The sequence below is a fragment of the Gemmatimonadota bacterium genome (genome assembly GCA_041390125.1).
Taxonomy (GTDB): Bacteria; Gemmatimonadota; Gemmatimonadetes; order Longimicrobiales; family Gaopeijiaceae; genus JAGQIF01.
The window spans coordinates 51,198-75,247 of record JAWKQN010000018.1 but is presented as its reverse complement, the minus strand read 5'-3'; the positions used below and the strand labels follow the sequence as shown (position 1 = coordinate 75,247).

Genomic DNA, 24,050 nt, shown 5'->3' with positions numbered 1-24,050 from the left:
CCCCCCATCCTCCGTCGGCCACCGTACGCGACGGTCGCCATGCTTGACATCGATCGACATTTAGCTAATCATCTAACTATGAAGACCGCGCCCGATCACTCGCTTCGGGGACTGCTCCGCGAACGCCGGGGCGTCCCCCTGGTCATGGCGCTGGTCGGAGTCCTCGCCCTGGGGAACGCGCTCACCACCCCGGAACAGGGTCGCCGCTGGCTCGTGGCCGGCCTGCTGCTTCCTGTGCTGTGGCTGGGCCTGGCGCTGTGGTATCGATGGGTCTTGGTTGGCGTTCGGCAGCGGGGCACGGGAGATCCGTCCGATGTGCGCCGCTACTTCCTGTCGGCCGCCACCCTGTTCGTGTTCGCGCTGGGCGTGCGCCAGACCGTGATCCTCGGACTCGACCTCTGGTCGGGCCTCGGCGGGCCTCCGCTCCCTCCTGATGTGGAGCGGCGCGTCATCGGAGGGCTCTACGGGGTGGTCCTGATCGGGGTCGGCAACGCCCTCCCCAAGATCCTCACGCCGCTGGCGCTGCTCCCGCGTCGACACGCGGAGCGGGTGACGGTCGCGCGTCGGTTCGTGGGCACGACCGTCGTGGTCCTCGGGCTTGCCGTCGCGCTCGCTTCCTTGACGGCGCAGGTCGCCTTCGCGGTGCGCGTGCTCCGGCTCGCTGGCCTCGCGGTGGTGCTGAGCACGCTCGGCGCCATCGTCTGGATGAACGTCGCCCCCTGGAGGCAGGTGGAATGACGAGCAACAAGGTGTTCAAGGCGCTCGCGGATCCCACCCGCCGCCGCGTGCTCGAGCTGCTGCGCGACGGGGCCCGGACCGCAGGCGAGCTTTCGGACCACTTCCCCGTCTCGAAGCCCACGATGTCCGCGCACTTTTCGGTGCTGCAGGAGGCAGGGCTGATCGAAGCCGAGAAGGAGGGAAGGACGATCTACTACCGGGTCCGGTTGTCCGTCCTGGAAGACGCGCTGCTGGGCTTTGCCGGGGCACTCGGGATCGGAGCCGCCGCGTCGGGTGTGAAGCGTCCGGCACAGGGGCGCTCCACGCTGCGCCGACGGGAGGCGTGATGGAGAAGAGCGGGAACGCGATCGTCTTCTTCCATTCCGCGATCTGTCCGCGCTGTCGGATCTCGGGGCTCGCCCTCCGGAAGGTCCTCCGTCGGCACCCGGACATCGAGGTGACCAAGGTCGAGTTCCTCACCCATCGGGATCGGGCACGCGAAGCGGGCATCCGATCGATCCCCGCCCTGGTCGCGAACGGACGCACCCTGACGGGCATCGTCCTGACGCCGGCCATGATCGAGCGCTTCCTCGCCTCGCTCGACGGCTCGGCGGACTGAGGCGCTGGAGGGCTCGGCCCTTCCCGTGCGGGCCGCCCATGGGTGGCGTCGGGCCGACGACGGCCCACCCTAGAACGGCACGCGCGGCTCGTCGAATCCCTGGGGTTCGAGCTGCACGGTGACATGCTCGATCGCGAAGCGCTCCCGCACCAGCGCCTGGACCGTCCGCAGCATCCGCGGGTGCGGATGGGGATCTGCCACCACCACGTGCGCCGAGAGCGTATCCTTGCCGCTCGTGAGCGTCCAGACGTGCAGATCTTCGACGGCGACCACACCCTCGAGCGCGCAGAGCGCCTGGCGCAGCGCCACCACGTCGATGTGACGTGGCGCACGCTGCATGAGGACCGCGACCGAGTCGCGGAGCAGGCTCCAGGCCGAGAAGACCACCAACACGCCGATCAGCACGGAGGCGACCGGATCGGTCCAGTTCCACCCGAAGGCCCAGATCAGGGCCCCGGCCGCCAGCGCCTGCACGCTCCCCAGCAGATCGGCCAGCACGTGCAGCCACGCACCCCGGACGTTGAGGCTGCCCTCGCGCCCGCCACGCAGGATGAGCAGACCGAGCGCGTTGACGACCAGTCCGCCGAAGGCGATGCCCACCATGAGTCCCCCCTGTACCTCGGGCGGATCGCCCAGGCGCTGGAAGGCCTCGATGAAGATGTACACGGAGATGGCCACGAGGGCGGCGCCGTTGGCGAGGGCCGCGAGGATCTCGGAGCGGTGGTAGCCGAACGTGTGTGCCGGCCCCGCCGGCCGGGTGGCGAACCACAGCGCGAAGAGGGACAACCCGAGCGCGGCGGCATCCGAGAACATGTGGCCCGCGTCGGCGAGCAGCGCCAGCGAGCCCGTGAGGATACCGCCCACGACCTCCGCCCCCATGTAGAGGACGACGAGCAGCAACGTGAGCGCCAGGCGACGCCGATCAGCATGCCCGGGCTCCCCACCGGCGTGCTCGTGGGCGCTCATCCGACGACCTCGACCCCACCGGCCTCCTCGAGGATGTGACGCGTCGCCGAGCGCTCGCGGTCTCCGCGCACGCGCACCGCCACGATGATGCGGTCCCCGGCCGCTTCCAGGCGTGCGTGCCAGGCCGGCGGACGGCGGCGCGTCAGCCACCCCACTCCGCCGCCCACGAGCGCGCCACCGACCGTGGTGACGTTGGGGCCCAGCAGCTGGAGCCAGGCGATGAGGCCGGGCTCCTGGAAGCCGGGCCAGGCGATCAGCACCACGGCCAGGGCCGCGCCCACGACGAGGCCCACGAGGCCCCCGGCCGCCGCGCCCCGGAACGCGTCGCGCGGATGGGTGCGCCCGGCGCCCGCGTAGAAGCGCTCGGCGCCGGCCGGGCTCACCGCGACCTCGACCAGGTCGCGTGGCAGGCCCGCGGTGACCAGACGGCGTACCGCGTGTTCAACGGACTCGGCGGACTCGAAGATCGCGGTGACGGGATCGATCTCCGCCCGCTTCCGGTCGGGTGCGCGCGCGCTCATGGGCGAGGTCCTCCCGCAGGCTCGCTGCGAGGCGCGTCCGACGCGCTCCCCGTCGTGTCCGCTGCGGCGTTCCCGCTGCCCGTTGCGGTGTCGCCGGCCGCATCGGCGGCGCCCGCTGCCGTGTCGGCCGCCACGTCCGTGGGCGCGGCCTGCAGCTCCTCCGCAGTCCACGCGCTCCCTGCGCGCGCTTCCGTGGCCGCGCGCAGCTCCGCCACGAGCTCGGGCTCCACCGCGCCCGCTTCGTTGGTGTCCCACTGCCGCACGAACGTGGCGACCGCGGCGATCTCGTTGTCCGACAGCAGATCCCGCCAGGCGGGCATCACGCCCTGATAGGTCTCCCCCGCCACCGTGATGGGACCCTGCAGTCCGTCGAGCACGATCCGTACGATCGTCTCCGGGGGGCCCGTCACCCAGTCCGATCCGATCAGAGGCGGGAAGGCACCGGCGGCGCCCAGCCCACTGGCCTGATGGCAGGCCTGGCAGGAGCGCAGGTACACGGCTTCGCCGGCCACGATGGGATCGTCGGCCAGCGCGGTCTCCGGCGCCGTTCCGGGAAACGCGGTGTGGGTCTCGGTCCCGAACGCCCCGCCGTGTTGGCCCAGGTACCATCCTCCCCAGAACAACGCCAACGCCGCGAGCGTCCACAGCCACCAGGGAGCGGGCTCGCGCCCCTCCTCGGGATCCGGGGGCTCGCGCAGGATGGGACGATGGATCCGCTCCACATCCGGCTCGAGCTCACCCTCCTGCACGGGCCCCTCGGGCTGCGCATCCGTGGCGAGCACCTCCGCACCGTCTCCCCGCTCCCCGCGTGGCCGGGCGCTCACGGCATCGTCTCCGGGTCACGGCCCGCCGCCTCCGGCGCCTCCGCGTCCGGGAGCGGATACGTGCGCTGCAGGGACAGCAGGTAGTCCACGAGCGCCAGCGCGTCCGGTCGCGCCACCACCACGCGACCCGCCGGCGCGCGCGGACCCGTCACCGGGACCACCCGCTCCTGCTGCCCCACGTCGTCGGCGGACCGTTCCTCGAAGAGGTACGGGAAGGCCGGCATGATGGACCACTCGACCAGCGCACGCGGATCGTACAGGTGGATGAGATGCCACTCGGGATCGGGGAGCCGCTGCCCGACGTTGATGAGGTCGGGCCCGGTGCGCATGGTGCCGAGGAGGTGCGGGCTGTCCAGCACGTAATCCGCAGGCACGGTCGCGCGATTTCCCCACCCGCGCTGCAGGTCGCTCGTGAACGAGGGATCGCGCACCTGCTGGCTGTGGCAGTAGACGCAGCCGTTCTCGATGTAGACCTCACGGCCTCGCGCGATGCTCCGCGCCCGAGCCTCCCCCTGGGGCCCCGGCGCGGGGAGCAGCTGGCGTGGCACCGGGACGTCCGTGAGCACGACCCTCGGGAGCCCGACCAGCACCAGGGCAGCGAACGCCACGGTGGCCAGGGCGCCGAGCACGAGCAGCCAGGTGCGGGTCACGACGCCGGCTCCACGCGATAGACGATCGGATCCACGTCCTGCCAGACGGGCGCGCGGATCGCATCGGGGCGATGCCGCAGCATGCGGACGACGTTCCAGGCGAACACGACGTGTCCGAACGTGAGGACCAGACCCGCGATCGAGCGCACGACCAGACCCGGGATCGAGACGCGCACCGACTCCTCGAACGGGATGGCCGGATCGGAGAGCGCGAGGCCCTGCATGACGCCGAAGACGGTCAGCGGGATGACGTAGAGGGCAATCCCGCCGAGGACGGACCAGAAGTGCCAGCGGATGAGCCGCGCGCTCGGCCATTCGTGGCCCACCAGGCGCGGCAGGATGTAGTACACCGAGCCGAACAGCACGAAGGTGACGAAGGAGTAGACCCCGACGTGCGCGTGGGCGATGGTCCAGTGCGTGAAGTGCGTGACGCGATTGACCTCGCGCAGCGCGGTGAACATCCCCTGCAGGGAGACGGCCGTGTAGGCGATGGCGCCCAGGACCACGAAGCGGAGCGTGGGGCTGTAGCGCAGCGCGCGGAAGCGGCCGACCATGGTCATGTGATGGTTGATGGCCACGGCCAGCACGGGGATGAGCATCAGGACGCTGGCGACGACGCTGGTCGTGATCATCCAGGTGGGCATCGGCCCGCCGATCAGGTGATGCATGCCGTTCAGCGAATAGAAGAACGCCAGCGACCAGAAGCCGAGCAGCGAGAGCTGGTAGCTGTAGATCGGCCGCCCCAGCACCTTGGGGATGAAGTAGTAGGCAGCGCCCAGGCAGACGGCCGTGAGCCAGAGCCCCAGCGCGTTGTGCGCGTAGAACCAGTTGGCGCCGGCTGACTCCACGCCCCGCCAGGACCCGTTCCCGATCAGGAAGATCACGGGGAACCAGAGGAACGCACCCATGATGTACCAGACGGAGACGTAGAGATGGTCGACGTCCCGCGCAGCCAGGGTGCGCAGGAGGGACATCCCCACCAATCCGCCGCCGATCACGAGCCAGGGATCGGCCGCCCAGCGGTGCATCTCCAGCCACTCGAGACCGTCGGTGAACCCGAGCAGGATACCGCCGACGCCGAGGACGGCCCCGACGTTCCAGAGCCATACGCCCGCCTCGGCCAGCGGCGCCCAATGCAGATCCGTGTGCACCAGGCGCGGGATCATCCACAGCGAGACGCCCAGCATCGCCAGGGAGGCCCAGCCGTAGATCATGGCGTTCAGGTGGGCCGGCCGGACCCGCCCGAACGTGAGCCAGGCCTGGGAGACCAGGAGATCGGGCAGGTGGAGCTTGAGGCTGGCCAACTCGCCCAGCACGGAGCCGAGCAACAGCCAGGCGATCGCGGTCGCGAAGCACAGGAGCACCGGGCGTCGACTCGATCGGTCGGCCCGCAGTCGATTCGCGACGTCCTCCTGCAGGGGTACGCGGACGGCGTCGCCCCCCGTCGTCATTCGGCACCTCCCCAGGAGCCGGGCGGTGGATCGACGGGCGCGCCGTGCTCGATCGCGCGTTCGAGGCGCTGATCGGGCGACTCCCACGGGCGCCGCATGCGGAGATCCCGCTCGTCCAGGATCACGCGCGCGGCACGGCCCGGATCGTCGAACTGACCGCGTCGCCAGGCCCAGGCGAAGAGCGCCAGCGCGATGGAGCCGAGGCCGAGCGCGGCGACGAATACGGCGAGGGAGGACGGCAGCATCCACGAGCTCCACTGGATCGACGGGAGCGGGGGACGTGCCGGGTTCTACCGGACAGCGGGCGGACGGGTCCGGGGTGCGCCCGCCCCCCCCTGGATCCTGCTAGGCGCTGTGCTGCGCCCGGAATTGCCGAAACGGGCCGCGCTCCGCAGCGAACGTGCGCGGGGAGAGGGCGGCCGACGCGGTAGGGGAATCAGCGATGGAAAGCGTGCGAAAAGGAGCCGGGAAGGCGCGCGGGCCGGGGTCCGACCGGGGAGGGGGCGTTCTTCGCCCTGGAGGTGCTACGCCAGCTCGAGCGCGTGGCGCAGGACCGCAACGTGGAGCTGTCCCCGGACGTCCAGGCCGACATCGATACCCGCGTCGCGCGGCTCCGGAGCGGGATCGGCGCCCGGATCAGTGCGGGCTCTTCCCGATCATCCGCAGCATCCGGAGGTTGATGGCGGCAAAGCGCCACAGCTGCCACGGCACGAAGGTGCGGAAGAACCTGCGCAGCCGCGTCGGCGTGGACGCGAAGTAGCCTTCCTCATACGGCTGCCGCAGCTCCGCTTCCTGACGGTGATCGGGGAGGTAGTCCCGACCGGGAGCGTGGGCGCGTGTCGGTTCGCTCATGGCTCTCACTCCGGGATCAGGTGCCAGCCGGGACGGGCCTTGGCCTTCCACAGGAACATGTGGTGCAGCAGGTGCTTGATCCAATGCGCACCCAGTCCGATCTCCCCCCACGTGTAGTCCAGGTCGCGCCCGTAGGTCGGATAGCGCTGGTAGTCCGGCACGATGGGAAAGACCGTCAACGCCGCGGCGGATCCCCGCAGCAGGCTCGCGCCCGCCGACGCGACACACGCGGCGCCCATCTCCGCCATCGACGCGTGATGCGTCGGATGCGGCGCGTCCTTCATGAGCATGTCCGCGATGCTCCCGGCCACGGCGCGCCCGATCACGGCGGAGGGCATGCCGGTCCGCGGCGGTGCCGGCGTGATGTTGGTCCCCCTGGGGCTCGCGAAGGGCTTGGAGATCGGATGCGGGGGCGCGAACGCGATGCCCGTGGCAAAGAGGCGCGGATAGACCGGGTTCTGGTAGATCCGCGGCCAGTCGGCGGCGCGCCAGGCGTCGAACGGCTTCTTCTCGTAGTCCGCGTCGACCTTCATGAAGCCATTCGGCGCGAAGACCCGGTCGGTGATGTCGTCTCCCGAGCGATCGAACGTCTTGAGCCCCACGCCCGAGAAGGGCGGGATCAGCATCGTGAAGTCGTACGGAAGGGTGCGATGCTCGCCGTCGAGCGTCTCGTAGTGGATCTCGTCCGCATCGACCTGCTCGACGTGCGTGCGGGTGATCCAGCCCACGCCGCGCTCGGCGTACAGGGATTCGGCGAAGGTGCGGGAATGCACCACGTAGCCTCCCTGCCGCAGGTGCAGACCGCCGACCCCGAAGTCGCCGAGCTCGTATTCGTTGGTCAGATAGAGGATGTCGGCCTTGTCGCGCAGGCCGCGCTCGCGGATCGTGTGCTCCACGTTGAACACGTACTCGAACGCCGCACCTTCGCACGTGCAGCCCCCGTGACCGGTTCCGACCACGAAGGTCTGGCGCTCCCCCTTCTCCATGCGCTGCATGGACTCCTCCAGCCGCTGGGCCGCCTGGACGGCATGCCCGGGGGTGCAGACGGAGAGGCTGTGCCCCTGGTCGGGTCCCAGACCCGGCGTGGCGTGGAAGTTCAGACGCGGCCCGGTGGCGTTGACCAGGAAGTCGAACGGGATGCGCTCGATCTCGCCGGAGCGACCGTTCGTGTTCTCCGCGAGTACGTAGCCCGCGGCGGTGCCGGCGTCCCCCTCCGGATGGATCGAGAGGGCCCGCGCCTGGTGGTACTCGACGCCCAGGCGTTCGTAGACCGGGGCCAGGGGGAAGGTGACCTCCTCCGGCGCCATCCGCCCCACGCCCACCCAGATGTTGGAGGGGATCCAGTTCCACCGACTGTTGGGCGTGACCACGACGACATCGTGGTGCCGGCCCACGCGCCGCTTGAGGAACGCCGCCGCGGTGTGGCCGGAGATGCCACCCCCGAGGATCACCACGCGTGCCATGGACCACCTCCGGGTCTCGGATCGGGACGCGCTGCGCGTCAGCCCCTGGAAGATCGAGGCGCGGCCCGAGGCGGTGCCGTAGGGAGCCCTCCCGGGGGCGGTGTGGGGTCTTTCCCGGGGACGGTCGTGCGGCGGGACGGAAGGCGGGACGTCAGCCGGCGCGCAGCAAACGGGTCAGCACCCGGTCGAACGCGGCGGCGAACGCCTGCTTCTCCTTGCGGCCGAAGGCGCTGGGACCGCCGGTCTCCACGCCGCTGGCCCGAAGCCCGTCCATGAAGTCCCGGATGGAGAGCCGCTCGCCGATGTTCTCGGCCGTGTACTCCGTGCCCCGGGGGTCGACCGCGGCCACCCCCTTCTCCACCAGCCGGGCCGCGAGCGGGATATCCGCCGTCACGGCCAGATCCCCCGGAGCGGCCTCCCGGGCGATGTGATCGTCCGCCGCGTCCGGGCCGCCGTCCACCCGCACCGACTCCACGAAGCGGTTGTTGGCGGGCGTGTAGAGCCGTTGGTTCGCGACGAACAGCGTCTGCAGCTCCAGGCGCAACGCCGCCCGCGCGACGATGTCCTTCACGTCGCGCGGAGCGGCGTCCGCGTCCACCCAGATCTTCATGCCGGCGAGGCCCTCCCGTGCGAGGTCCTCCTATTCTGCCCGCAGCGCCCGGCTCGGGTCCACCCCTGCCGCCCGCAGCGCGGGCACCCAGGCCGCGCCGACCGCCACGGTCACCAACGTGGCCGCGACACCGGCATAGGTCAGCGGGTCCATGGCGCTGACGCCGTACAGCAGCGAGCCCATCACGCGGCTGGCGAGCGCCGCCACCAGCAGGCCCAGCGTCACGCCCGCGAGTGCCAGCGCGAGGCCCTGCCGCACCACCATGCCCCGGACCGTAGCGGCGGAGGCACCAAGCGCCATCCGCACACCGATCTCGCGCGTGCGCTGCGAGACGACATAGGAGATGACGCCGTAGATCCCGACCAGCCCCAGGAGCAGGGCGATGCCGGACGCGGCGCCGAGGACGGCCATGGTGAACGAGGTGCGCGCCGTGGCGCCGTCGAAGACCTCGCTCATCGTGCGCGGATCGGCGACCGGGATGCGCGGGTTCAACGCCGCCACCTCCCGTCGCAGCACCGGAAGCAATGCCATGGGATCGCCGCCGCTGGCGCGGAGCACGACGTCCTGCGCGCGCGCCGGGACCAGCTGACCGTCGGCCTCGGTGAGCGTCGGGAAGTAGACCATCTCGGCGCTGGGCTCCTCCAGACCGTTCTGCCGCACATCCTCGACCACACCCACGATCTGGTACCAGTCCTCGTTGTCGGCCCCGAAGCGGACGCGGCGGCCCAACGGGCTCGTGTCCGGCCACCAGGTCTGGGCGAACGCTCGGCTGACGACCACGGCGCGGGTGCCGTCGCCTCCATCGCCGCGCTCGAAGCCGCGACCCTGGAGCACGTCGATGCCCATCGCCTGGAAGTAGCCGACGTCCGCCTGCGGCTGCGACGCGAAGATCGGGAGCTCGTCCGGCTCGCGCGGATGATCCTCCACCTCCAGACCGCCGAAGGACATGCCGCCCCCGCCCAGGGGCACGGCGGTGATCATGCCCACCGCGGCGACACCGGGTTGTGCGGCCAGCCGTTCACGCAGCTGGCGGAAGAACGTGGCGGTCTCCATGGGATCGGCGATCTCGCCCTGCGGGACGATGAGGCGCGCCGTCATGGTGCCTCCGGGCTCGAATCCCGGATCCACGGAGCGCAGGGCGCGGAAGCTCCGGAACATCAGACCGGATCCGACGAGCAACACCAGCGCCAGGGCCACCTGGGTGACGACCAGACCGTTGCGGAGGCGGTGGCGCTCCCGTCCACCGGTGGATCCCCGCGCGTTGTCGCTCTTGAGCGCCCCCGCCAGGTCCTCGGCGCCGTAGCGCAGCATGGGGAACAGCCCGAAGAAGACGACGCACCCGAGCACGAGGGCCGCGGCGAAGGCGAGCACCCGCGCGTCGAGGACGATCTCGTCCATGCGGGGCAGGTCCGACGGGATGAAGGAGATGGTGGTGCGCACCGCGACCTGGGCGAGGACCAGCCCCAGCGCGCCTCCGAGGACGCCGAGCACCAGGCTCTCGCTCATGAAGGTCCGCAGCACCTCCCGGCGGCCCGCGCCCACCGCCACCCGGACGGTCAGCTCCCGTTGCCGGCTCTCGGCGCGCACGAGGAGCAGGTTGGCCACGTTGGCGCAGGCGATGAGCAGCACGAAGCCCACGGTCCCGAGCAGGACCCACAGCGTCGTGGTCACGTCGCCGATCAGCTGATCCTTCAGCGGACGGACCAGCGCCGCGACGTTGACGTCCTCGAGGAAGGCGGCGCCGCCGTCCCCGGGCCTCAGCTCCGTGAGGCGTCCCATCATGCCGCCGATCTCCGTCTGGGCCGCGTCCAGGTCGGCGCCCGGAGCCAGCCGCGCGATCCCGTTCCCGAAGAACGCGGCGATCGGCGCCTGGTTGGGATCGATCACCAGGGGAAACCAGAAGCGGGACTCGCGGTCGGGATAGCCGAAGCCCGCGGGCATGACCCCGACGACCTGGCGGCTCACGCCACCCATGTCGATGCTCTGTCCCACGATCTGCGGATCGGCTCCGAACCGTGTACGCCAGAGCCCATCGCTCAGGACCACCACCGACTCCCCGCCCGGAGCGCCCTCGGCGTCCACGAACGTGCGGCCGAGCGCCGGTGCCGCGCGCAGCACGCCGAAGAAGCTGGGCGTGACCGCCTGACCCAACAGCCGTTCGGGTTGACCTTCGACCATGAGGTTGCCCGCGGCCGGCGTGTAGATGGCGACCCCGTCCAGCGTGCGCGCCTGCTCCTGGTAGAGCAGGTACAGCCCGGGCGAGATGGGCAGCTGGTCCTGTCCATCCCTTCCCTCGTGCCGCAGCGACAGCAGCGCATCCGCATCGTCGAACGGCAGCGCCCGCAGCAGGACGCCGTTGACCAGCGTGAACACCGCGGTCGACGCGCCGATGCCGAGCGCCAGCGTGAGGACCGCCACCCCCGTGAAGCCGGGCCGGCGCAGCAGCGCGCGCACGGCGTGGCGCAGATCGTTCGTGAGCCCCGTCATCCTCCTCCTCCCATTCCTCGCCCCCAGGGCGGCGAACGCCTCCGTACCGGCGTCGATGAAGCTGCTGGCCATGCGGGCACGGAACCGCAGGCGTTCAAGGGTGCCGACTCGTCCTTCGCGGCGGATCCGACCCCACGACCAGACGGCCTCTGCCTCCCACTCGCGCAACCAGGCATCGCGGCGGACCGCCGGGACGAGGCGGGCCGCGAGTCGCAGAAGGCGCATGCCGGGTGCGTCACTCACGCGATCTCCGGGCCGGTCGCGAACGTCCGTACCAGAGCCGGGAAGCGTTCGACGACCTCGGCCATGGCCTCCTCACCCACGCGGGTGAGCCGGTAGTAGCGGCGCGCGGGCCGCTGCTCCGCGCGGGCCCGTTCCTCGCTCTCCCAGGCCCCCTCCAGCACGCCCCGGCGCTCCAGGCGTCGCAGGATCGGATAGACCGTCCCATCGGGCAGCCCGGTGGCATCCATCAGGTCGAAGCCGTACCGATGCCCGGCCCGCAGCGCGAGCAGCACCGCGGCGGTCGGGTACGTGAGGCTGAAGAGGCGTCCCATCGTGCCTATAGAATCCTAGGTAGGGGCCGGTCCGGGATACGACGAGAGGAGGGCCCAGAAGGTTGCACGGCCGAGCCGCGTGCAGGTGCGGGTCCGGGGGGTCCGTATAGGAGTGTGGCGTCCGTGCAGCTAGCTTTCGCCACCGACCCCATCGTCGGCGCTCGCACTGGAGGTGATCCGATGGCCCAGTCCTTCTCGCTCGCCCGGGCCCCGCACGCCGACGGCGAAGACCCGGCCTGGCGGGCGATCATCCGCTCCCAGACGGGCAGCGACGCCGAAACGGACAGCATCCTGCGCTCGATCGCCCGTTTCGGGAACGGCGCGGGGATCCAGCGCTACGAGATCACCCCGGTCGAGCGGCGCGGTCAGCGGGCCTCGCGTTCGGTGACGTGGACGGTGAGCGCGGTCCGCCAGGAGCCGTGGACCGCAGGTCCCACCCCCATGCCGTTCGGCGGGGGATCGGCGCGCCGCTGACGGGCCTGCGGGCCCCCGAACGGGTCAGACGGTCGCGATCGCGTCCAGCTCCGACCAGCGGGCGTACGCCGTCTCGATCTCGGCATCCAGGACCGGCAGGCGCTCGGTGAGCGCGCGGACGCCCTCCGGATCCTCCCGGTAGAGGTCCGGATCCGCCAGGGCCGCGTGCACGTCGGCGCGCTCGCGCTCCAACGTCTCGATGCGGGCCGGTAGCTCCTCCAGCTCGCGTTGCTCCCGGTAGGCCAGCTTCCGGGCCCCGGTCGTGCGCGGCCGCTCCGCCGGTGTCTTCCGCGCCGGTGTCCGGGACGTCTCGGCGGCGGCACGGCGCTCGGCCACCCGCTTCCAGTCGGAGTAGCCCCCGGCGTGCTCCCGCACGACGCCCGCTCCCTCGAACACCAGGGTGCTGGTGCACAGCGCGTCCAGGAAGCTGCGGTCGTGGCTCACCAGCAGCACGGTGCCGTCCCATTCCAGCAGGAGGGACTCCAGCAGCTCCAGGGTCTCGGCGTCCAGGTCGTTGGTCGGCTCGTCCAGGACCAGCACGTTGGCCGGACGCGTGAACAGCCGCGCCAGCAGGAGCCGGTTGCGCTCGCCGCCGGAGAGGCTGGAGACGGGCTGGCGCGCGCGCGCGGAGGAGAACAGGAAATCCTCGAGGTAGCTGGCCACGTGCCGGCGCTCCCCGTCGATCACCACGTGGTCGTTGCCGTGCGCCACGTTGTCGAAGATGCTGGCGTCCTCGTCGAGCTGCTGCCGGTGCTGGTCGAAGTAGGCGACCTGCAGGTTGGTGCCGTGGCGCACCCGTCCCTCGTCCGGCGCCGTCTCGCCCAGCAGCAGCCCGAGCAACGTGGTCTTGCCGCAGCCGTTGGGGCCGATCAGCCCCACGCGGTCGCCGCGTTCGATCACGGTGGAGAGCCCGCGCACGATCGGCTCATCGCCCCAGGAGAAGGACAGGTCCTCGGTCTCGATGACCCTCTTGCCCGTGCGCTCTCCGCTCTGTGCGGCCAGGCGTACGTCGCCGACACGGTCGCGCCGTGCGGCCCGGTCCGCGCGCAGGCGCTCCAGCGCCCGCACCCGCCCTTCGTTCCGGGTGCGGCGGGCCTTGATGCCCTGACGGATCCAGGCCTCCTCCTGCGCCAGCTTCTTGTCCGCCCGTTCCCACTCCTTCTCCTCGGCCGCCAACCGCTCCTCGCGCCGCTCCAGGTACGTCGGGTAGTCACACGCCCACGACGTGAGCTGGCCGCGATCGATCTCCACGATCCGCGTCGCCAACGCCTGCAGGAACGCGCGGTCGTGCGTCACGAAGAGCAGGGCTCCGGAGCGTCGGGCGAGGAAGCCCTCGAGCCACTCGATCGATCCCAGGTCCAGATGGTTTGTGGGCTCGTCCAGCAACAGCAGGTCGGGGGCGGCGGCGAGCGCGCGACCCAGGAGCGCACGGCGCTTCTGGCCGCCCGACAGCGCAGCGAAGGGTGCGCCGGGGTCGAGCTGCAGGATCGACAGCAGGCGCTGGATCTCGTGGTCGGCCGTCGCGGGAGGCCGGTCCCGCGCGACCACGGACTCCACGGTTCCGTCGAGCCCCTCCGGCACGTGCTGATCGAGCAGCGCCACGCGCGCCCCTCGCTCGGTGGCCACCGTTCCCTGGTCCGGCGCCTGCCGGTCCGCCAGGATGCGCAGCAGCGTGGACTTCCCCTCCCCGTTCCGCCCCACCAGGCCCACGCGCTCGCCTCGTTCCACGGTCAGGGACGCGCCGGCCAGCAGCGGCCGGCCGCCGAACGCGATGTGGAGGTCGTGGAGCGTGAGGAGCGGCATGACGTGGGTCGGGGCTGGAGAGGCGGATCCGCGGGGAGAAGGCGGTCGCGGACGATCTTGGCGCGGATCGCCGCGCGCCGGGCGGTCCGGGCGCGTCCGAAGTACCGTTCCCCGACGGCGGGAGATCCACCCGCGGTCCGGCTCGGCCCGGCGCCCTGTCGATCTGCGCGGCCCTCGTTCGACATATGGGTGTAGGGGTCACGCGCAAGACGGCCCCACGTACCTCCTTCCAGAGACGAGGACCATGCGCTTCATGATGCTGGTGATCCCGAAAGGGTACGAGGACGCAGCCCCCGGAACGATGCCCGACGCCGCCCAGGTCGAAGAGATGATGAAGTACAACGAGGCGCTGCAGAAGGCGGGGGTGCTGTTGGCGCTCGATGGCCTGCATCCCCCGTCGATGGGATTCCGGGTCTCCTACACAGGGGGCAAGGCGACCGTGATGGACGGCCCGTTCGCCGAGGCCAAGGAGGTCGTGGGCGGCTACTGGATGATCGACGTCCCGTCCCGGGCCGAGGCCGTGGAATGGGCGCGTCGAGCGCCGATGTCGGACAACGAGATCATCGAGGTGCGGCAGGTGCAGGAGTTCTCGGAGTTTCCCGAGGACGTGCAGAGCGCGGCGGCGGGCTTCGAGGAGATGCAGAAGGAGTCGGGGAAGAAGTAGGGGGAGCCGGCGTCGGCGTCGGCGCGCCGACGCCCGGCCGGACCGGGCCCCCTTCCTGAACGGCTCGTCGACCCTCGGGCCGCAGTGTCGCCCGCTCCGGAGCGACGCGTAGGTTGACCCGGCCGGCCCCGTCCCTGGAGGTCACCGATGCGCCGTCCCGCGTTCGCCACCGCGTTGCTCCTGCTGGCTCCTTCGTTCGCTCTGGCCCAGTCGGCCGGGGCGCGCCCGCTGCGCCTCGAGGACCACTACCGCCTGCTGGACGTGGGTGCGCCGCAGATCTCGCCGGACGGGCGCTGGGTGACCTACACGGTGTCGACCCCGGTCGAGGAGACCAACTCGGACGACGTGGCCACCTGGCTGGTGCCGGCGGACGGCTCCGGTGCTTCGGTGCGCGTCACCCACAACGGTACCGACGTGCGCGATCCGGGGTGGACCCGGAACGGGCGCCTGCGCTTCGCCGCCGGCGCGGACCGCTGGACGGTGGATCCCGCCGCTCCGGACGGCACCGCCACCCCGTTCCAGCCCGACCCGGAAGGTCTGCCGAGCCCGGACGGACGGTGGCGGGCCGTGGTGCGCGAGCTCCCCACACCAGCCGCGCCCGAGCCCGACCGCACCGACTTCGAGCGCAGGCACGAGGAGCGCTTCAAGGGCGCGCAGGTGGACTGGTACCCGTTCGTGCGGGACGGTCAGCCCTTCCCGCTCCCCGACCGCACGGTGCCCGCACGCGCGGAGATCTTCCTCGAGCCCACGGACGGCGGTCCGGCGGTGCAGCTCACCCGCCTGGGTCTCCAGCCCGAGCAGCTCTCCTGGCGCGCGGACAGCAAGGCCCTCCTGTTCACGGCGGACGAAGCCGTCCTGGACGAGCTGGCCTACGGCCGCTCCGACCTGTTCGTGGTCACCACGGACGGCGAGCTGACCCGCCTCACCGACGACGGCTACACGTACTCCGGTGTGACCTTCTCGCCCGACGGCCGCTGGATCTCCTACGTGCGCACCTGGGGCACGGACTTCATCATCGAGCGTGCGCTGGACCACGGCGGGCCCACCGACCTGTACGTCCGACCGGCAACCGGCGGCGAGCCCCTCAACCTCACCGCCGAGTGGGACCTGGACGCCGGTCGGCCGCTGTGGTCCCCCGACAGCCGGTGGCTCTACTTCACGGCGGGGATCGGCGGCGAGTCGCACCTGTTCCGCGTCGCCGCCGCCGGAGGGCCGGTCGAGCAGGTCACGAAGGGGGAGCGCCGCATCCGCGACCTCGACATCGACGCCTCCTTCCGCCGCATGACCTACACGGTCGGAACGTTCGAGCGTCCGGACGAGATCTGGAGCGCCGACATCGACGGAACGGCCGAGCGGCGTCTCACCGACGTGCATGCCGATTTCCTGGCCGGCGTCTCCACGAGTCCGGGCGAGCGCATTCGTTGGGAGAGCTACGACGGCACGCCCATCGAAGGGTTCCTGCTCCGACCGTACGGCTATGACGCGAATGGGGGGCCCTACCCGCTGATCGTGGTGAACCACGGAGGCCCCCACTCCGCGTCCGGCCACGGCTTCGACTTCAAGAGCCAGTTCTTCGCCGCCAACGGCTACTTCGTCTTCCTGCCCAACTTCCGCAGCTCCACGGGATACGGGGACGATTTCAAGTGGGCCACCTGGGGTTCCTGGGGGACCCTCGACGGCGAGGACGTGCTGGCCGGTGTCGACCACCTGATCGAGCGCTATCCGATCGATCGCGGCCGGGTCGGCACCACCGGCCATTCCTACGGCGGCATCCTCACCAATTGGCTGATCACGCGCTACCAGGATCGCTTCGCCGCGGCCGTGAGCGGCGCGGGCGCCTCCAACTGGACCAGCAACTACGCGCACTCGGACGTGGCGCGCACCAAGGAGACGGAGTTCTTCGGGCGCCCGTGGGAGCCGCGCGCCCGCGAGATCATGATCCGCCAATCCGCCTTCCTCAATTCGGGCGGGGTGCGCACCCCCACGCTCTTCGTGCACGGGGACGTGGACTACCGGGTGCCGCTGGAAGGCGCGATCCAGCTCTACACATCGCTCAAGAAGCAGCGCGTGCCCGCGAAGCTGATCGTCTACGAGGGCATGGCCCACGCCATCCGCGGCCACTGGAACGTGGTGCACCGGATGATGAGCGAGCTGGAGTGGTGGGAGACCTACCTCAAGCCGGTGCGGCCGTCGGCGTAGAGCACGTAGAGCGCTCTCCCTCGCCCGCGGCTACGGACCCACACGCGGGAAGGGCCGTCCTACCGTCCGCAGCGCCCGGTCTCGGCCATCCGCTCCTGGTAGGCGGTCCAGGTGCGCTCGTCACCTCGCGTGAAGGCGCCGCGTTCCCGGAGCTCGGTCGCGAGCGTCTGCGCCGAATCCGCCAGTTGCACGGCCCGCGCACAGTCGCCCGATGCGCGGTAGTGCCGCGCCAGCGCCGCGTGCACCGCCAGCCATTCCCGGCGCATCGCATCGCTGCCGTTGGGCAGCTCGTCGAGGTAGCGTCGGGTGACGGCCTGCGAGGCGCGCAACGCCGTGGCGGCCGCATCGGGCCGACCCAGATCGACGAGCGACTCTCCTGCCATCCGGTGGGCCGTGGCCAGGACCGGCGCCACGAGCGCGAAGCGGTCGCCGGCCGACGCCTCCGCGTGCGTCAGAGCTTCCCGCGCCAGGTCCAGCCCGGACGTGGGGCTCCGGGAGCGCCACTCGATCGACGCGGCGTTGGTCAGCGCGATGGCCAGATCCTCGCGGGCCTGCGCGTTGGTCGCGTCCGCCTCCGCCAACGCCCGCGCGAGCTCCACCGCCTCACCCGCCAGCCGCCGGCTCTCTTCGGTCTGCTCGGCTTCGGCCAGGTGGACCGAGAGCACGTACCGCCGGAACACCTGCCCCCGGCGCGTCAACGGTGTATCCGAGTCCGCTGCGGCCAGGGAGTCGGAGAGGGCGAGCGCTTCGCGCTCCCGCGCGATCGCCCCCTCCAGGTCTCCGTTGGCCGCCAGGATCACCCCCAGGTTGGCCGTGACGCCCGCGATGTCCTGGAGCGCCGACAGCTCGTCTCCGCGGGTCGTGGTGGACAGGTAGGCGCGCTCGGCCTCCAGCGCGCGTTCCATGTACACCGCTGCCGAATCGAGCTGGCGGGCGTTGAAGTACCAGCTGCCGATGCGCTGCAGGATGGCAGCGAGACCGTCGATCGCAGCCAGATCGTCCGGCACCTGCTCCACGCGCGCAGTGAGCAGCTCCGCCGACTCGCGGAAGTATACCAGGGCCGAATCGGCGCGGCCGGCACCCATGTGGAAGTCGCCCAGGATGCCCACCTGCTGGCCGAGCGCGGCCGGCGCGTTCTCGTGCTGCGGGTATTCCTCCGTGATGCGACGGACCAGGGCCTCCGCCTGGCGCATGCTGGCGAAGCCCTCCTCCAGACGCCCGAGGTTCTCGATGTAGGGGTACCCCTGTACCATCGCGACCTCGCGATACGCGGCCGACAACCGGTACAGGAGGTCCGCGCCGGGCTCTCCGGGCATCTGGTCCACGAGCTGTTGCAGGGAGCCGAGCGCCGCACGGACGGCGGCTTCGCGGGCCTGCGTGTCTCCCGTCGCCTGCCGCTCGGCCAGGTTGACGCTGTTGACCACCGACTCGACCAGCGCCACCAGCTCCTGGCTGCGCGCCGACGCATTTGCCCGCTCCACCCACGCCTGGCGCGCCTGCCATCCCGCAACACCGAGCGCGATGAGCACCGTTGTCGCCACGGCGAGTGCCGTCCTGCGGCGCTGCGCGAACTTGCGAGCGCGGTACACGAGGCTGGGCGGACGCGCCCGGATGGGGCGTCCCTCCAGGTAGCGTTGGACGTCGTCGTTGAGGGCGCCGGCCGTCGCGTAGCGCTCCGCAGGCTCCTTGCCGAGCGCTTTGAGCACGATCGTGTCGAGATCGCCCTTCAGCATGCGTTGGAGGCGGTCCAGGGTGGAGGCCCGATTCCGCGCGAGGATCTCCGGGCTGGTCTCCGCCAGCTCCGTTCCGGATGGGACCAGGGCGAGCGGCTTGGTCACGGCACTGCTCGGGAGCGTGGGCGCCTGCTCGCAGATGATGCGTTCCGCCGCCTGCGGCGTCGTGGTGCTCAGGTCGTAGGGCGCCCGGCCCGTCAACAACCGGTACAGCACCACCCCGAGGGAGTAGACGTCCGTGCGGGCGTCCACCGGATCTCCCCGGAACTGCTCCGGACTCGCGTACTCGGGCGTGAGCATCCGCCCGAGCGTGCGGGTCAAGGCAACCGTGGGCTCGAGGGCCTCCTGACCGCCGAGCAGCTTGGCGATCCCGAAGTCGACGAGCTTGGGCTGCCCCTCCTGCGTGACGAGGATGTTGGAGGGCTTCAGGTCGCGGTGGATGACGCCGCGCGCGTGGGCGTAGTCGACGCCGTCCAGGGCCTTCTGGAACAGACGCAGCCGGTCAGGGACCCCCAGACGTCGGTCGTCCGCCCAGGCGTCGATCCGGGGCCCGTCGACATACTCCATGATGAGATAGGAGAGCCCCTCCTCCGTCTCGCCCGCGTCGTAGATGCGCGCCACGTTCGGGTGGGACAGCTCCGCCAGGATACGCGCCTCGGCCTGGAAGCGCCGCGACAGGCCTTCGGCGATCCATGGGGTCTGCAGCACCTTGATGGCGACATCGCCGCGGTACCGGCCGTCGGCACGCTCCCCCAGGAGCACCACCGCGGTCCCGCCCCGCCCGAGCTCGCTGCGCGCGCGATAGGGGCCGAAGCGGATGCGGGACCAGTCGCGCTCCGCGCGCAGGGCGCCCGAGAGCTCGCGGGGCCCGTCCTCCATGAAGGCGGTGGGAACGTGCGCGTCCGCCTCCAGGAGCGCATGCACCTCGCGGCGCAGCGCCGGGTCCGTCGCCGTCTCCCGCAGCACGAATGCGTCGCGCTCCTCGGGCGGAAGCTCGACGGCTTGATCGAACAGCGCTCTGGCGCGGCTCCAGCGTTCGCGATCCAAGGATGCCTCGCGAGATGGGGGGAGCGGTAGGGTAGCGAGCAGGGCGGCACGCGGCCACCGCCACGGCGGGATCGGGGCCGGTGACCGGATCCAGGCTCCGCCACGGCGCGCCACCGCGCTCCCGGACCCCTGCTGCGCGCCGTCCCGGCCCGCCTCCGCCTTGACCAGGATCCGCACGCACCGCAGCGTGGAACCCAACGCGCCCCCGACGGCTTGAGGATCGGTATGAGCACCTCCTGGGACGCAGGCTTCCCGTTCCGGACCTCGCTGAGCCTCGAGGGCCCCATCCGGTTCTGGGCGGATGCGGCACGCCGCGCGGAGTCACCGTGGGCGCCGCTGGCCGCGCAGATCCTGCGGCGCCTCGACGACGCGCCCGAGCTGCGGGGACCCGCCGTGGACCCCGCGGCCGCCCTTCGTCACCCCGATCTGCTGCGCCAGCTGCTGCTCGCGGCCTTCCCGGCGCAGGAACACGGTACCCTCGGTGCCGCGGCCGAGCCGTTCCGCTTCGAGCCCATCTTCGTGACGCCCGAGGCGCAGCGGCTGGGCGTGTTCAGTCAGGACGTGCTCTTCAACCGCTCCTACTACGAGCCCGACCTCATCCGCCGCGGTCAGCTCATGACGGCCTACGAGTTCGTCCTGGGTCAGGTGTATGGCCTCGATCCCCGCTTCAAGCCGGCCCTGGTCGTAACCGTCCAGGATCCCGACACCCGGTTGGAGCGCCACTTCCAGATGGCCTGGGACAACTGCTTCCTGGAGGTGGTCCCGGACGGGCCCCCACCGCCACTCACGCCCGAGGCGCTGGAGGCGCTGCTGGGCGACCCTCTCGACCTCGACGGGTGGACCCGATGGTTGCCCCCCGAACGGTTCCAGTTCCGCGGCCTCGGCGTCAGCCAGGCGCTGGACGTGACCTGGCCGGAGGCCAGCTCGCGACTCAAGGAGGCGCTGCTGGCGCGGTACGCGCTCACGCCAGGGGCGGGTCTCGAGGAGCCGCAGACCCACATCCGGACGCTCCTGCGGGAGCCGGACCTGGAGATCGGCCTGATCGGGCTCGATCGCGGGGTGGGCATGGACCGGATGGACACGGCCATTCCGGTCGGTCGGAGCCTGCTGCTGGCGGACGGACGGGCGCCCGACTGCCCGCATCGGGACGCATCGACCTACGCGGCCACGCTGGGCTCACGCGAAGTGCGTGTCTTCCGCGATCTGGGTTCGTGCGGGCATCGCACCCGCTACGAGGCCGGGCTGCTGGAGCGCGGGATCCGGAGCCTCGCCCTGCTTCCCCTCTTCGTCGACGACCGGATGGTCGGGCTCCTGGAGCTGGGGTCCCCGCAGGCCGGGGCGGTGGATGCCTACCGGGCGTTGCAGCTCAAGTCGGTCCTGCCGGCTTTCGCCATCGCGCTCCAGCGCGCCCTCGACGAACGCGAGGATCGGCTGCAAGCCATCATCAAGCGACGCTACACCGCCATCCACCCGGCGGTGGAGTGGCGCTTCCGCAGCGCCGCGCTCAAGCTGCTGGATGCGGGCTCCGAAGAGGACCCCGAGCTCGACGCGATCGTCTTCCCCGACGTGTATCCGCTGTACGGGCTGACGGACATCCGCAACTCGTCGGATGCTCGTCAGGTGTGCGCGCGCACCGATCTGACGACGCAGATCCGACTGGCCCGCGCCGTGGTGGACGGAGCCGGCCGCGACCGACCCCTCCCCGTGCTACGGGAGCTCGCGCACCGCCTCGATCGCCTGGAGGAACGGGTCGGCGAGGGAACCCTCGTGGAGGATGAGGACGAGGTGGTCCGCTTCCTCGGAGCCGAGGTCGAGCCGCTGATGGATCGGCTGAGCGCCGCGAACGGCGCCCTGGCGTCCTCCGTGGCGGCCTATCGCGAGGCCCTCGATCCCCAACTCGGGATCGTCTACGGCGCCCGCCGCGAGTTCGAGGCGAGCGTGGCCCGTTTCAACGAGGCGATCTGCGCCGTCATCGATCGTGAGCAGCTCAGCGCCCAGGAAGCGTTCCCGCACTACTTCGAGCGGTTCAAGACGGATGGGGTGGACTACAACGTGTACGTGGGCGACTCGCTGTCGCCCGACGGCGGCTTCACGCGGCTCTACCTGCAGAACCTGCGTCTGTGGCAGCTCCAGCTCGCCTGCAGGATCGAATGGGAGCTGCAGCGCCTGCGTCCACAGCTTCCCATGGATCTTCCCGCCACCCACCTCATCCTCGCGCAGGATCAACCGCTGACCATCCGCTTCCGCGTGGATGAGAAGCGCTTCGATGTAGATGGCGCCTACAACACCCACGAGCTGGTGAAGAAGCGGATCGACAAGGTCCGCACGCGCTCGGGTGAGCGGCTGACACAGCCCGGGACGGTGGCCATCGTCTACTCCCACGCGCACGAAGGCCAGCTCTACCGGCGACACCTCGAGTACCTCACCGCCGACGGGTTCTTCCAGGGCGACGTCGAGCAGCTGGCCCTGGAGGACGTGCAGGGCGTTCCGGGCCTGAAGGGGATGCGGGTCGCCATCGCCCCCGAGCCCGCGGGTGTGCGCGTCCAGGACGCCCTCACGCCAGGCACTCCGGATCGTGGAGCGTAGCGCCGCGATCCGCCGGCTCGCGCGCGTCTAGTAGCCCCGCGGCTCGCCGTTGTGACGCGGATCGGCCACGGCCACCCAACGGTCCCCGCGGCGCACGATCATGTAGATGCGCGCGTAGCCCGGGGAAAGCGCCGTGGGCTCCCACCCCATCGCGCGTGCCTCTTCCAGGGCCGTGGCGGTGAATCCCGTCTCCATCTGCACCTCGGCAGAGCCAGGATCCGCGAACAGACGCGGCATGCGCACCGCCTCCAGCGGGTCCATGCCGTAGTCCAGCACGTAGACCATGGTCTGGGCGACGGTGGGCTGGATCAACCCGCCCCCCGGTGCGCCCACCACCATCTCCACACGCCCGTCCTTCAGCACCACGGTGGGGGAGATCGTCGTCGAGCGGGTGCGCCAGCGCGAAAGCGACGGCGCGCCCACCGTCTCCGGCGTGAACTGGAACCCGGAGTCGTTGAGGAAGAAGCCCAGCACGCTGGCGCCGGAGCCGAACACCGTGCTGTTGGTCTGGGTCAGCGCGACAGCGTTCCCGGCGTCGTCCACCACGGAGATGTGTGTGGTCTCGCCGTGCGCGGCGTCCTCGGACGCCCCCCCGGAGGACGTGACGCCGGGAATCCGCGGCGTGGGCCCGTAGGGCGCGAATGCAGCACACGCTGCGGGCGCCGCGTCCGACTCGTAGCGCAGCGCATCTCCCGCCGGCACGGGCGAGACCACGCGGCCGCTGCCCACCAACGCCGATCGCTCGCGGATGTACGCTTCGGACACGCGGCCGGCCGCTGCCATGGGTTCCCAGTTGGGGTCACCGTTTCCGCGATTGTCCGCCGTCCCCACGCGCAGCGCGGACGCCAGCACGTCGAGCGCCCGCGCCGAATGCGTCGGCAGCCCCAGGGCCGGCAGATCGTGCGGCTCGACCAGCTTGAGCACCTCGAGCACGTTGGCACCGCTCTGGGGCGGAGGCGCGGACAGGAGGACGCGGCCGCGATAGGTGGCACACACGGGGCGCTCCCATTGGACCTCGTAGCCCGCGAGGTCCGCCAGCGTGGCCGGATTGCCGTGGGCGTTGAGGACCTCGACGATCCGGCGCGCCGTCTCGCCGCGGTAGAATCCGTCCGCGCCCGACTCCGCGATGCGACGCAGGACCCCGCCGAGCTCCGGGTTGCGGAAGCGGTCCCCCGGCGCCAACGCCTCACCGCCCGGCCACAGCAGCGCCCTCGAATCGGGGAAGCGCGAGACCTTCTGCTCCGAGCCCAGGATGAACTCGGCCAGGACCTGGTTGACCGGGAAGCCCTGCTCGGCCAACCGGATCGCCGGGGCCAGCACCTGTTCGCGGGGAAGGCGGCCGAAGCGCTCGTGCGCGGCCAGGAGCCCGGCGACGCCACCGGGAATGCCCACGATCCGCAGATCGGTCGGACCGGTGCGCTCGGCGGGCACGTCTCCGGATGCGAACGCATCTGCCCAGGTGTCCGCGTTCTGGGCCGCGTAGAAGTCGAGGTATTCGGCGCGCCCCTCGCCCTGGAGCCACACGGTCATGGCGCCGCTTCCGCCGACGCCGGACATCTGCGGTTCGACCACTCCGATGGCGAAGGCCGTGGCCACCGCGGCGTCGATGGCATTGCCGCCCGCGCGCAGGATCTCCACGCCGGCCTCGCTGGCGAACGGACTCGCGGACGACACGGCACCGTGCTCGGCGACGACGCGTCGGCCCATGTCGGGCGGCGGGGTGGAGGGAAGCGAGGCCGGAGAGCCGCAACCGGACAGCAGCAACCCGCCCACGAGGATGGATCCGGCCATGCGTCCCATGCGAGTCGCTCCGCGTATCGAAGTCCGAGG

At 71.2% G+C, this 24,050-nt stretch carries 21 protein-coding genes; 7 read left to right on the top strand and 14 right to left on the bottom strand.

All coding sequences use genetic code 11. The features are described 5' to 3' along the window. Window positions 1-39: 39 nt before the first annotated feature. The 3 genes from R3E98_18165 to R3E98_18155 are packed head-to-tail and all read left to right on the top strand — an operon-like array spanning window position 40 to window position 1,336. Complete coding sequence (locus tag R3E98_18165; protein ID MEZ4425330.1) at window positions 40-738, top strand: hypothetical protein; 699 nt, start codon at window positions 40-42, stop codon at window positions 736-738. Then, window positions 735-1,064: an autorepressor SdpR family transcription factor gene (locus tag R3E98_18160; GenBank protein MEZ4425329.1), complete on the top strand. Its 330-nt coding sequence runs from the start codon at window positions 735-737 to the stop codon at window positions 1,062-1,064. The genes R3E98_18165 and R3E98_18160 overlap by 4 nt, the downstream gene beginning before the upstream one ends. Then, on the top strand, window positions 1,064-1,336 hold the full coding sequence (locus tag R3E98_18155; protein ID MEZ4425328.1) for a thioredoxin family protein: 273 nt from the start codon (window positions 1,064-1,066) through the stop codon (window positions 1,334-1,336). The genes R3E98_18160 and R3E98_18155 overlap by 1 nt, the downstream gene beginning before the upstream one ends. A 69-nt stretch (window positions 1,337-1,405) precedes the next feature. Here R3E98_18155 and R3E98_18150 read toward each other — a convergent pair whose 3' ends face one another. The 11 genes from R3E98_18150 to R3E98_18100 all read right to left on the bottom strand — a co-directional run bounded on the left by R3E98_18150 (window position 1,406) and on the right by R3E98_18100 (window position 11,714). Continuing rightward, the gene (locus tag R3E98_18150; protein MEZ4425327.1) at window positions 1,406-2,302 is read right to left on the bottom strand and encodes a cation diffusion facilitator family transporter; all 897 of its coding nucleotides are present in this window, start codon (window positions 2,300-2,302) and stop codon (window positions 1,406-1,408) included. Next, on the bottom strand, window positions 2,299-2,823 hold the full coding sequence (locus tag R3E98_18145; protein MEZ4425326.1) for a hypothetical protein: 525 nt from the start codon (window positions 2,821-2,823) through the stop codon (window positions 2,299-2,301). Before R3E98_18145 ends, R3E98_18150 begins: the two co-directional genes overlap by 4 nt. After that, entirely contained in the window at window positions 2,820-3,647 is an 828-nt protein-coding gene (locus R3E98_18140) for a cytochrome c (protein ID MEZ4425325.1), read from the bottom strand. The genes R3E98_18145 and R3E98_18140 overlap by 4 nt, the downstream gene beginning before the upstream one ends. Then, window positions 3,644-4,297: a cbb3-type cytochrome c oxidase subunit II gene (locus R3E98_18135; protein ID MEZ4425324.1), complete on the bottom strand. Its 654-nt coding sequence runs from the start codon at window positions 4,295-4,297 to the stop codon at window positions 3,644-3,646. Before R3E98_18135 ends, R3E98_18140 begins: the two co-directional genes overlap by 4 nt. Continuing rightward, window positions 4,294-5,748: a cbb3-type cytochrome c oxidase subunit I gene (locus R3E98_18130; GenBank protein MEZ4425323.1), complete on the bottom strand. Its 1,455-nt coding sequence runs from the start codon at window positions 5,746-5,748 to the stop codon at window positions 4,294-4,296. The genes R3E98_18135 and R3E98_18130 overlap by 4 nt, the downstream gene beginning before the upstream one ends. Further along, window positions 5,745-5,993, bottom strand: coding sequence for a cbb3-type cytochrome oxidase assembly protein CcoS (ccoS, locus tag R3E98_18125; GenBank protein MEZ4425322.1), 249 nt, complete (start codon window positions 5,991-5,993; stop codon window positions 5,745-5,747). Before ccoS ends, R3E98_18130 begins: the two co-directional genes overlap by 4 nt. Window positions 5,994-6,384: 391 nt before the next feature. Beyond that, window positions 6,385-6,600: a hypothetical protein gene (locus R3E98_18120; GenBank protein MEZ4425321.1), complete on the bottom strand. Its 216-nt coding sequence runs from the start codon at window positions 6,598-6,600 to the stop codon at window positions 6,385-6,387. A gap of 5 nt (window positions 6,601-6,605) precedes the next feature. Beyond that, window positions 6,606-8,063, bottom strand: a complete 1,458-nt coding sequence (locus tag R3E98_18115; GenBank protein ID MEZ4425320.1) for an FAD-dependent oxidoreductase — start codon at window positions 8,061-8,063, stop codon at window positions 6,606-6,608. Between the two features lie 151 nt (window positions 8,064-8,214). Then, window positions 8,215-8,673: a YaiI/YqxD family protein gene (locus R3E98_18110; GenBank protein MEZ4425319.1), complete on the bottom strand. Its 459-nt coding sequence runs from the start codon at window positions 8,671-8,673 to the stop codon at window positions 8,215-8,217. A gap of 30 nt (window positions 8,674-8,703) precedes the next feature. Continuing rightward, the gene (locus tag R3E98_18105) at window positions 8,704-11,403 is read right to left on the bottom strand and encodes an ABC transporter permease (GenBank protein ID MEZ4425318.1); all 2,700 of its coding nucleotides are present in this window, start codon (window positions 11,401-11,403) and stop codon (window positions 8,704-8,706) included. Continuing rightward, window positions 11,400-11,714, bottom strand: coding sequence for a helix-turn-helix transcriptional regulator (locus R3E98_18100; GenBank protein ID MEZ4425317.1), 315 nt, complete (start codon window positions 11,712-11,714; stop codon window positions 11,400-11,402). The genes R3E98_18105 and R3E98_18100 overlap by 4 nt, the downstream gene beginning before the upstream one ends. Before the next feature lie 180 nt (window positions 11,715-11,894). Between R3E98_18100 and R3E98_18095 the strand changes: the two genes are divergently transcribed. After that, window positions 11,895-12,188, top strand: a complete 294-nt coding sequence (locus R3E98_18095) for a hypothetical protein (GenBank protein MEZ4425316.1) — start codon at window positions 11,895-11,897, stop codon at window positions 12,186-12,188. A 24-nt stretch (window positions 12,189-12,212) separates the two neighbouring features. Here the strand turns inward: R3E98_18095 and R3E98_18090 are convergent, their stop codons facing one another. Continuing rightward, window positions 12,213-13,991: an ATP-binding cassette domain-containing protein gene (locus tag R3E98_18090; GenBank protein ID MEZ4425315.1), complete on the bottom strand. Its 1,779-nt coding sequence runs from the start codon at window positions 13,989-13,991 to the stop codon at window positions 12,213-12,215. 244 nt (window positions 13,992-14,235) lie between these two features. Here R3E98_18090 and R3E98_18085 point away from each other — a divergent pair, with 244 nt between their 5' ends. Both R3E98_18085 and R3E98_18080 read left to right on the top strand, forming a co-directional pair. Continuing rightward, entirely contained in the window at window positions 14,236-14,655 is a 420-nt protein-coding gene (locus R3E98_18085; GenBank protein ID MEZ4425314.1) for a YciI family protein, read from the top strand. Between the two features lie 147 nt (window positions 14,656-14,802). Next, window positions 14,803-16,854, top strand: coding sequence for a prolyl oligopeptidase family serine peptidase (locus tag R3E98_18080; protein MEZ4425313.1), 2,052 nt, complete (start codon window positions 14,803-14,805; stop codon window positions 16,852-16,854). Between the two features lie 59 nt (window positions 16,855-16,913). On the opposite strand, the gene R3E98_18075 is transcribed toward R3E98_18080, so the two are convergent. Continuing rightward, window positions 16,914-19,634 carry a serine/threonine-protein kinase gene (locus R3E98_18075; GenBank protein ID MEZ4425312.1) on the bottom strand — a complete coding sequence of 907 codons (2,721 nt, stop codon included), beginning with the start codon at window positions 19,632-19,634 and terminating at the stop codon, window positions 16,914-16,916. A 225-nt stretch (window positions 19,635-19,859) separates the two neighbouring features. Here R3E98_18075 and R3E98_18070 point away from each other — a divergent pair, with 225 nt between their 5' ends. Next, window positions 19,860-22,220, top strand: coding sequence for a GAF domain-containing protein (locus R3E98_18070; protein MEZ4425311.1), 2,361 nt, complete (start codon window positions 19,860-19,862; stop codon window positions 22,218-22,220). Window positions 22,221-22,247: 27 nt separating this feature from the next. On the opposite strand, the gene R3E98_18065 is transcribed toward R3E98_18070, so the two are convergent. Further along, window positions 22,248-24,020 (bottom strand): gamma-glutamyltransferase family protein, encoded by a 1,773-nt coding sequence (locus R3E98_18065; protein ID MEZ4425310.1) that lies wholly within the window; start codon window positions 24,018-24,020, stop codon window positions 22,248-22,250. Window positions 24,021-24,050 lie beyond the last annotated feature (30 nt).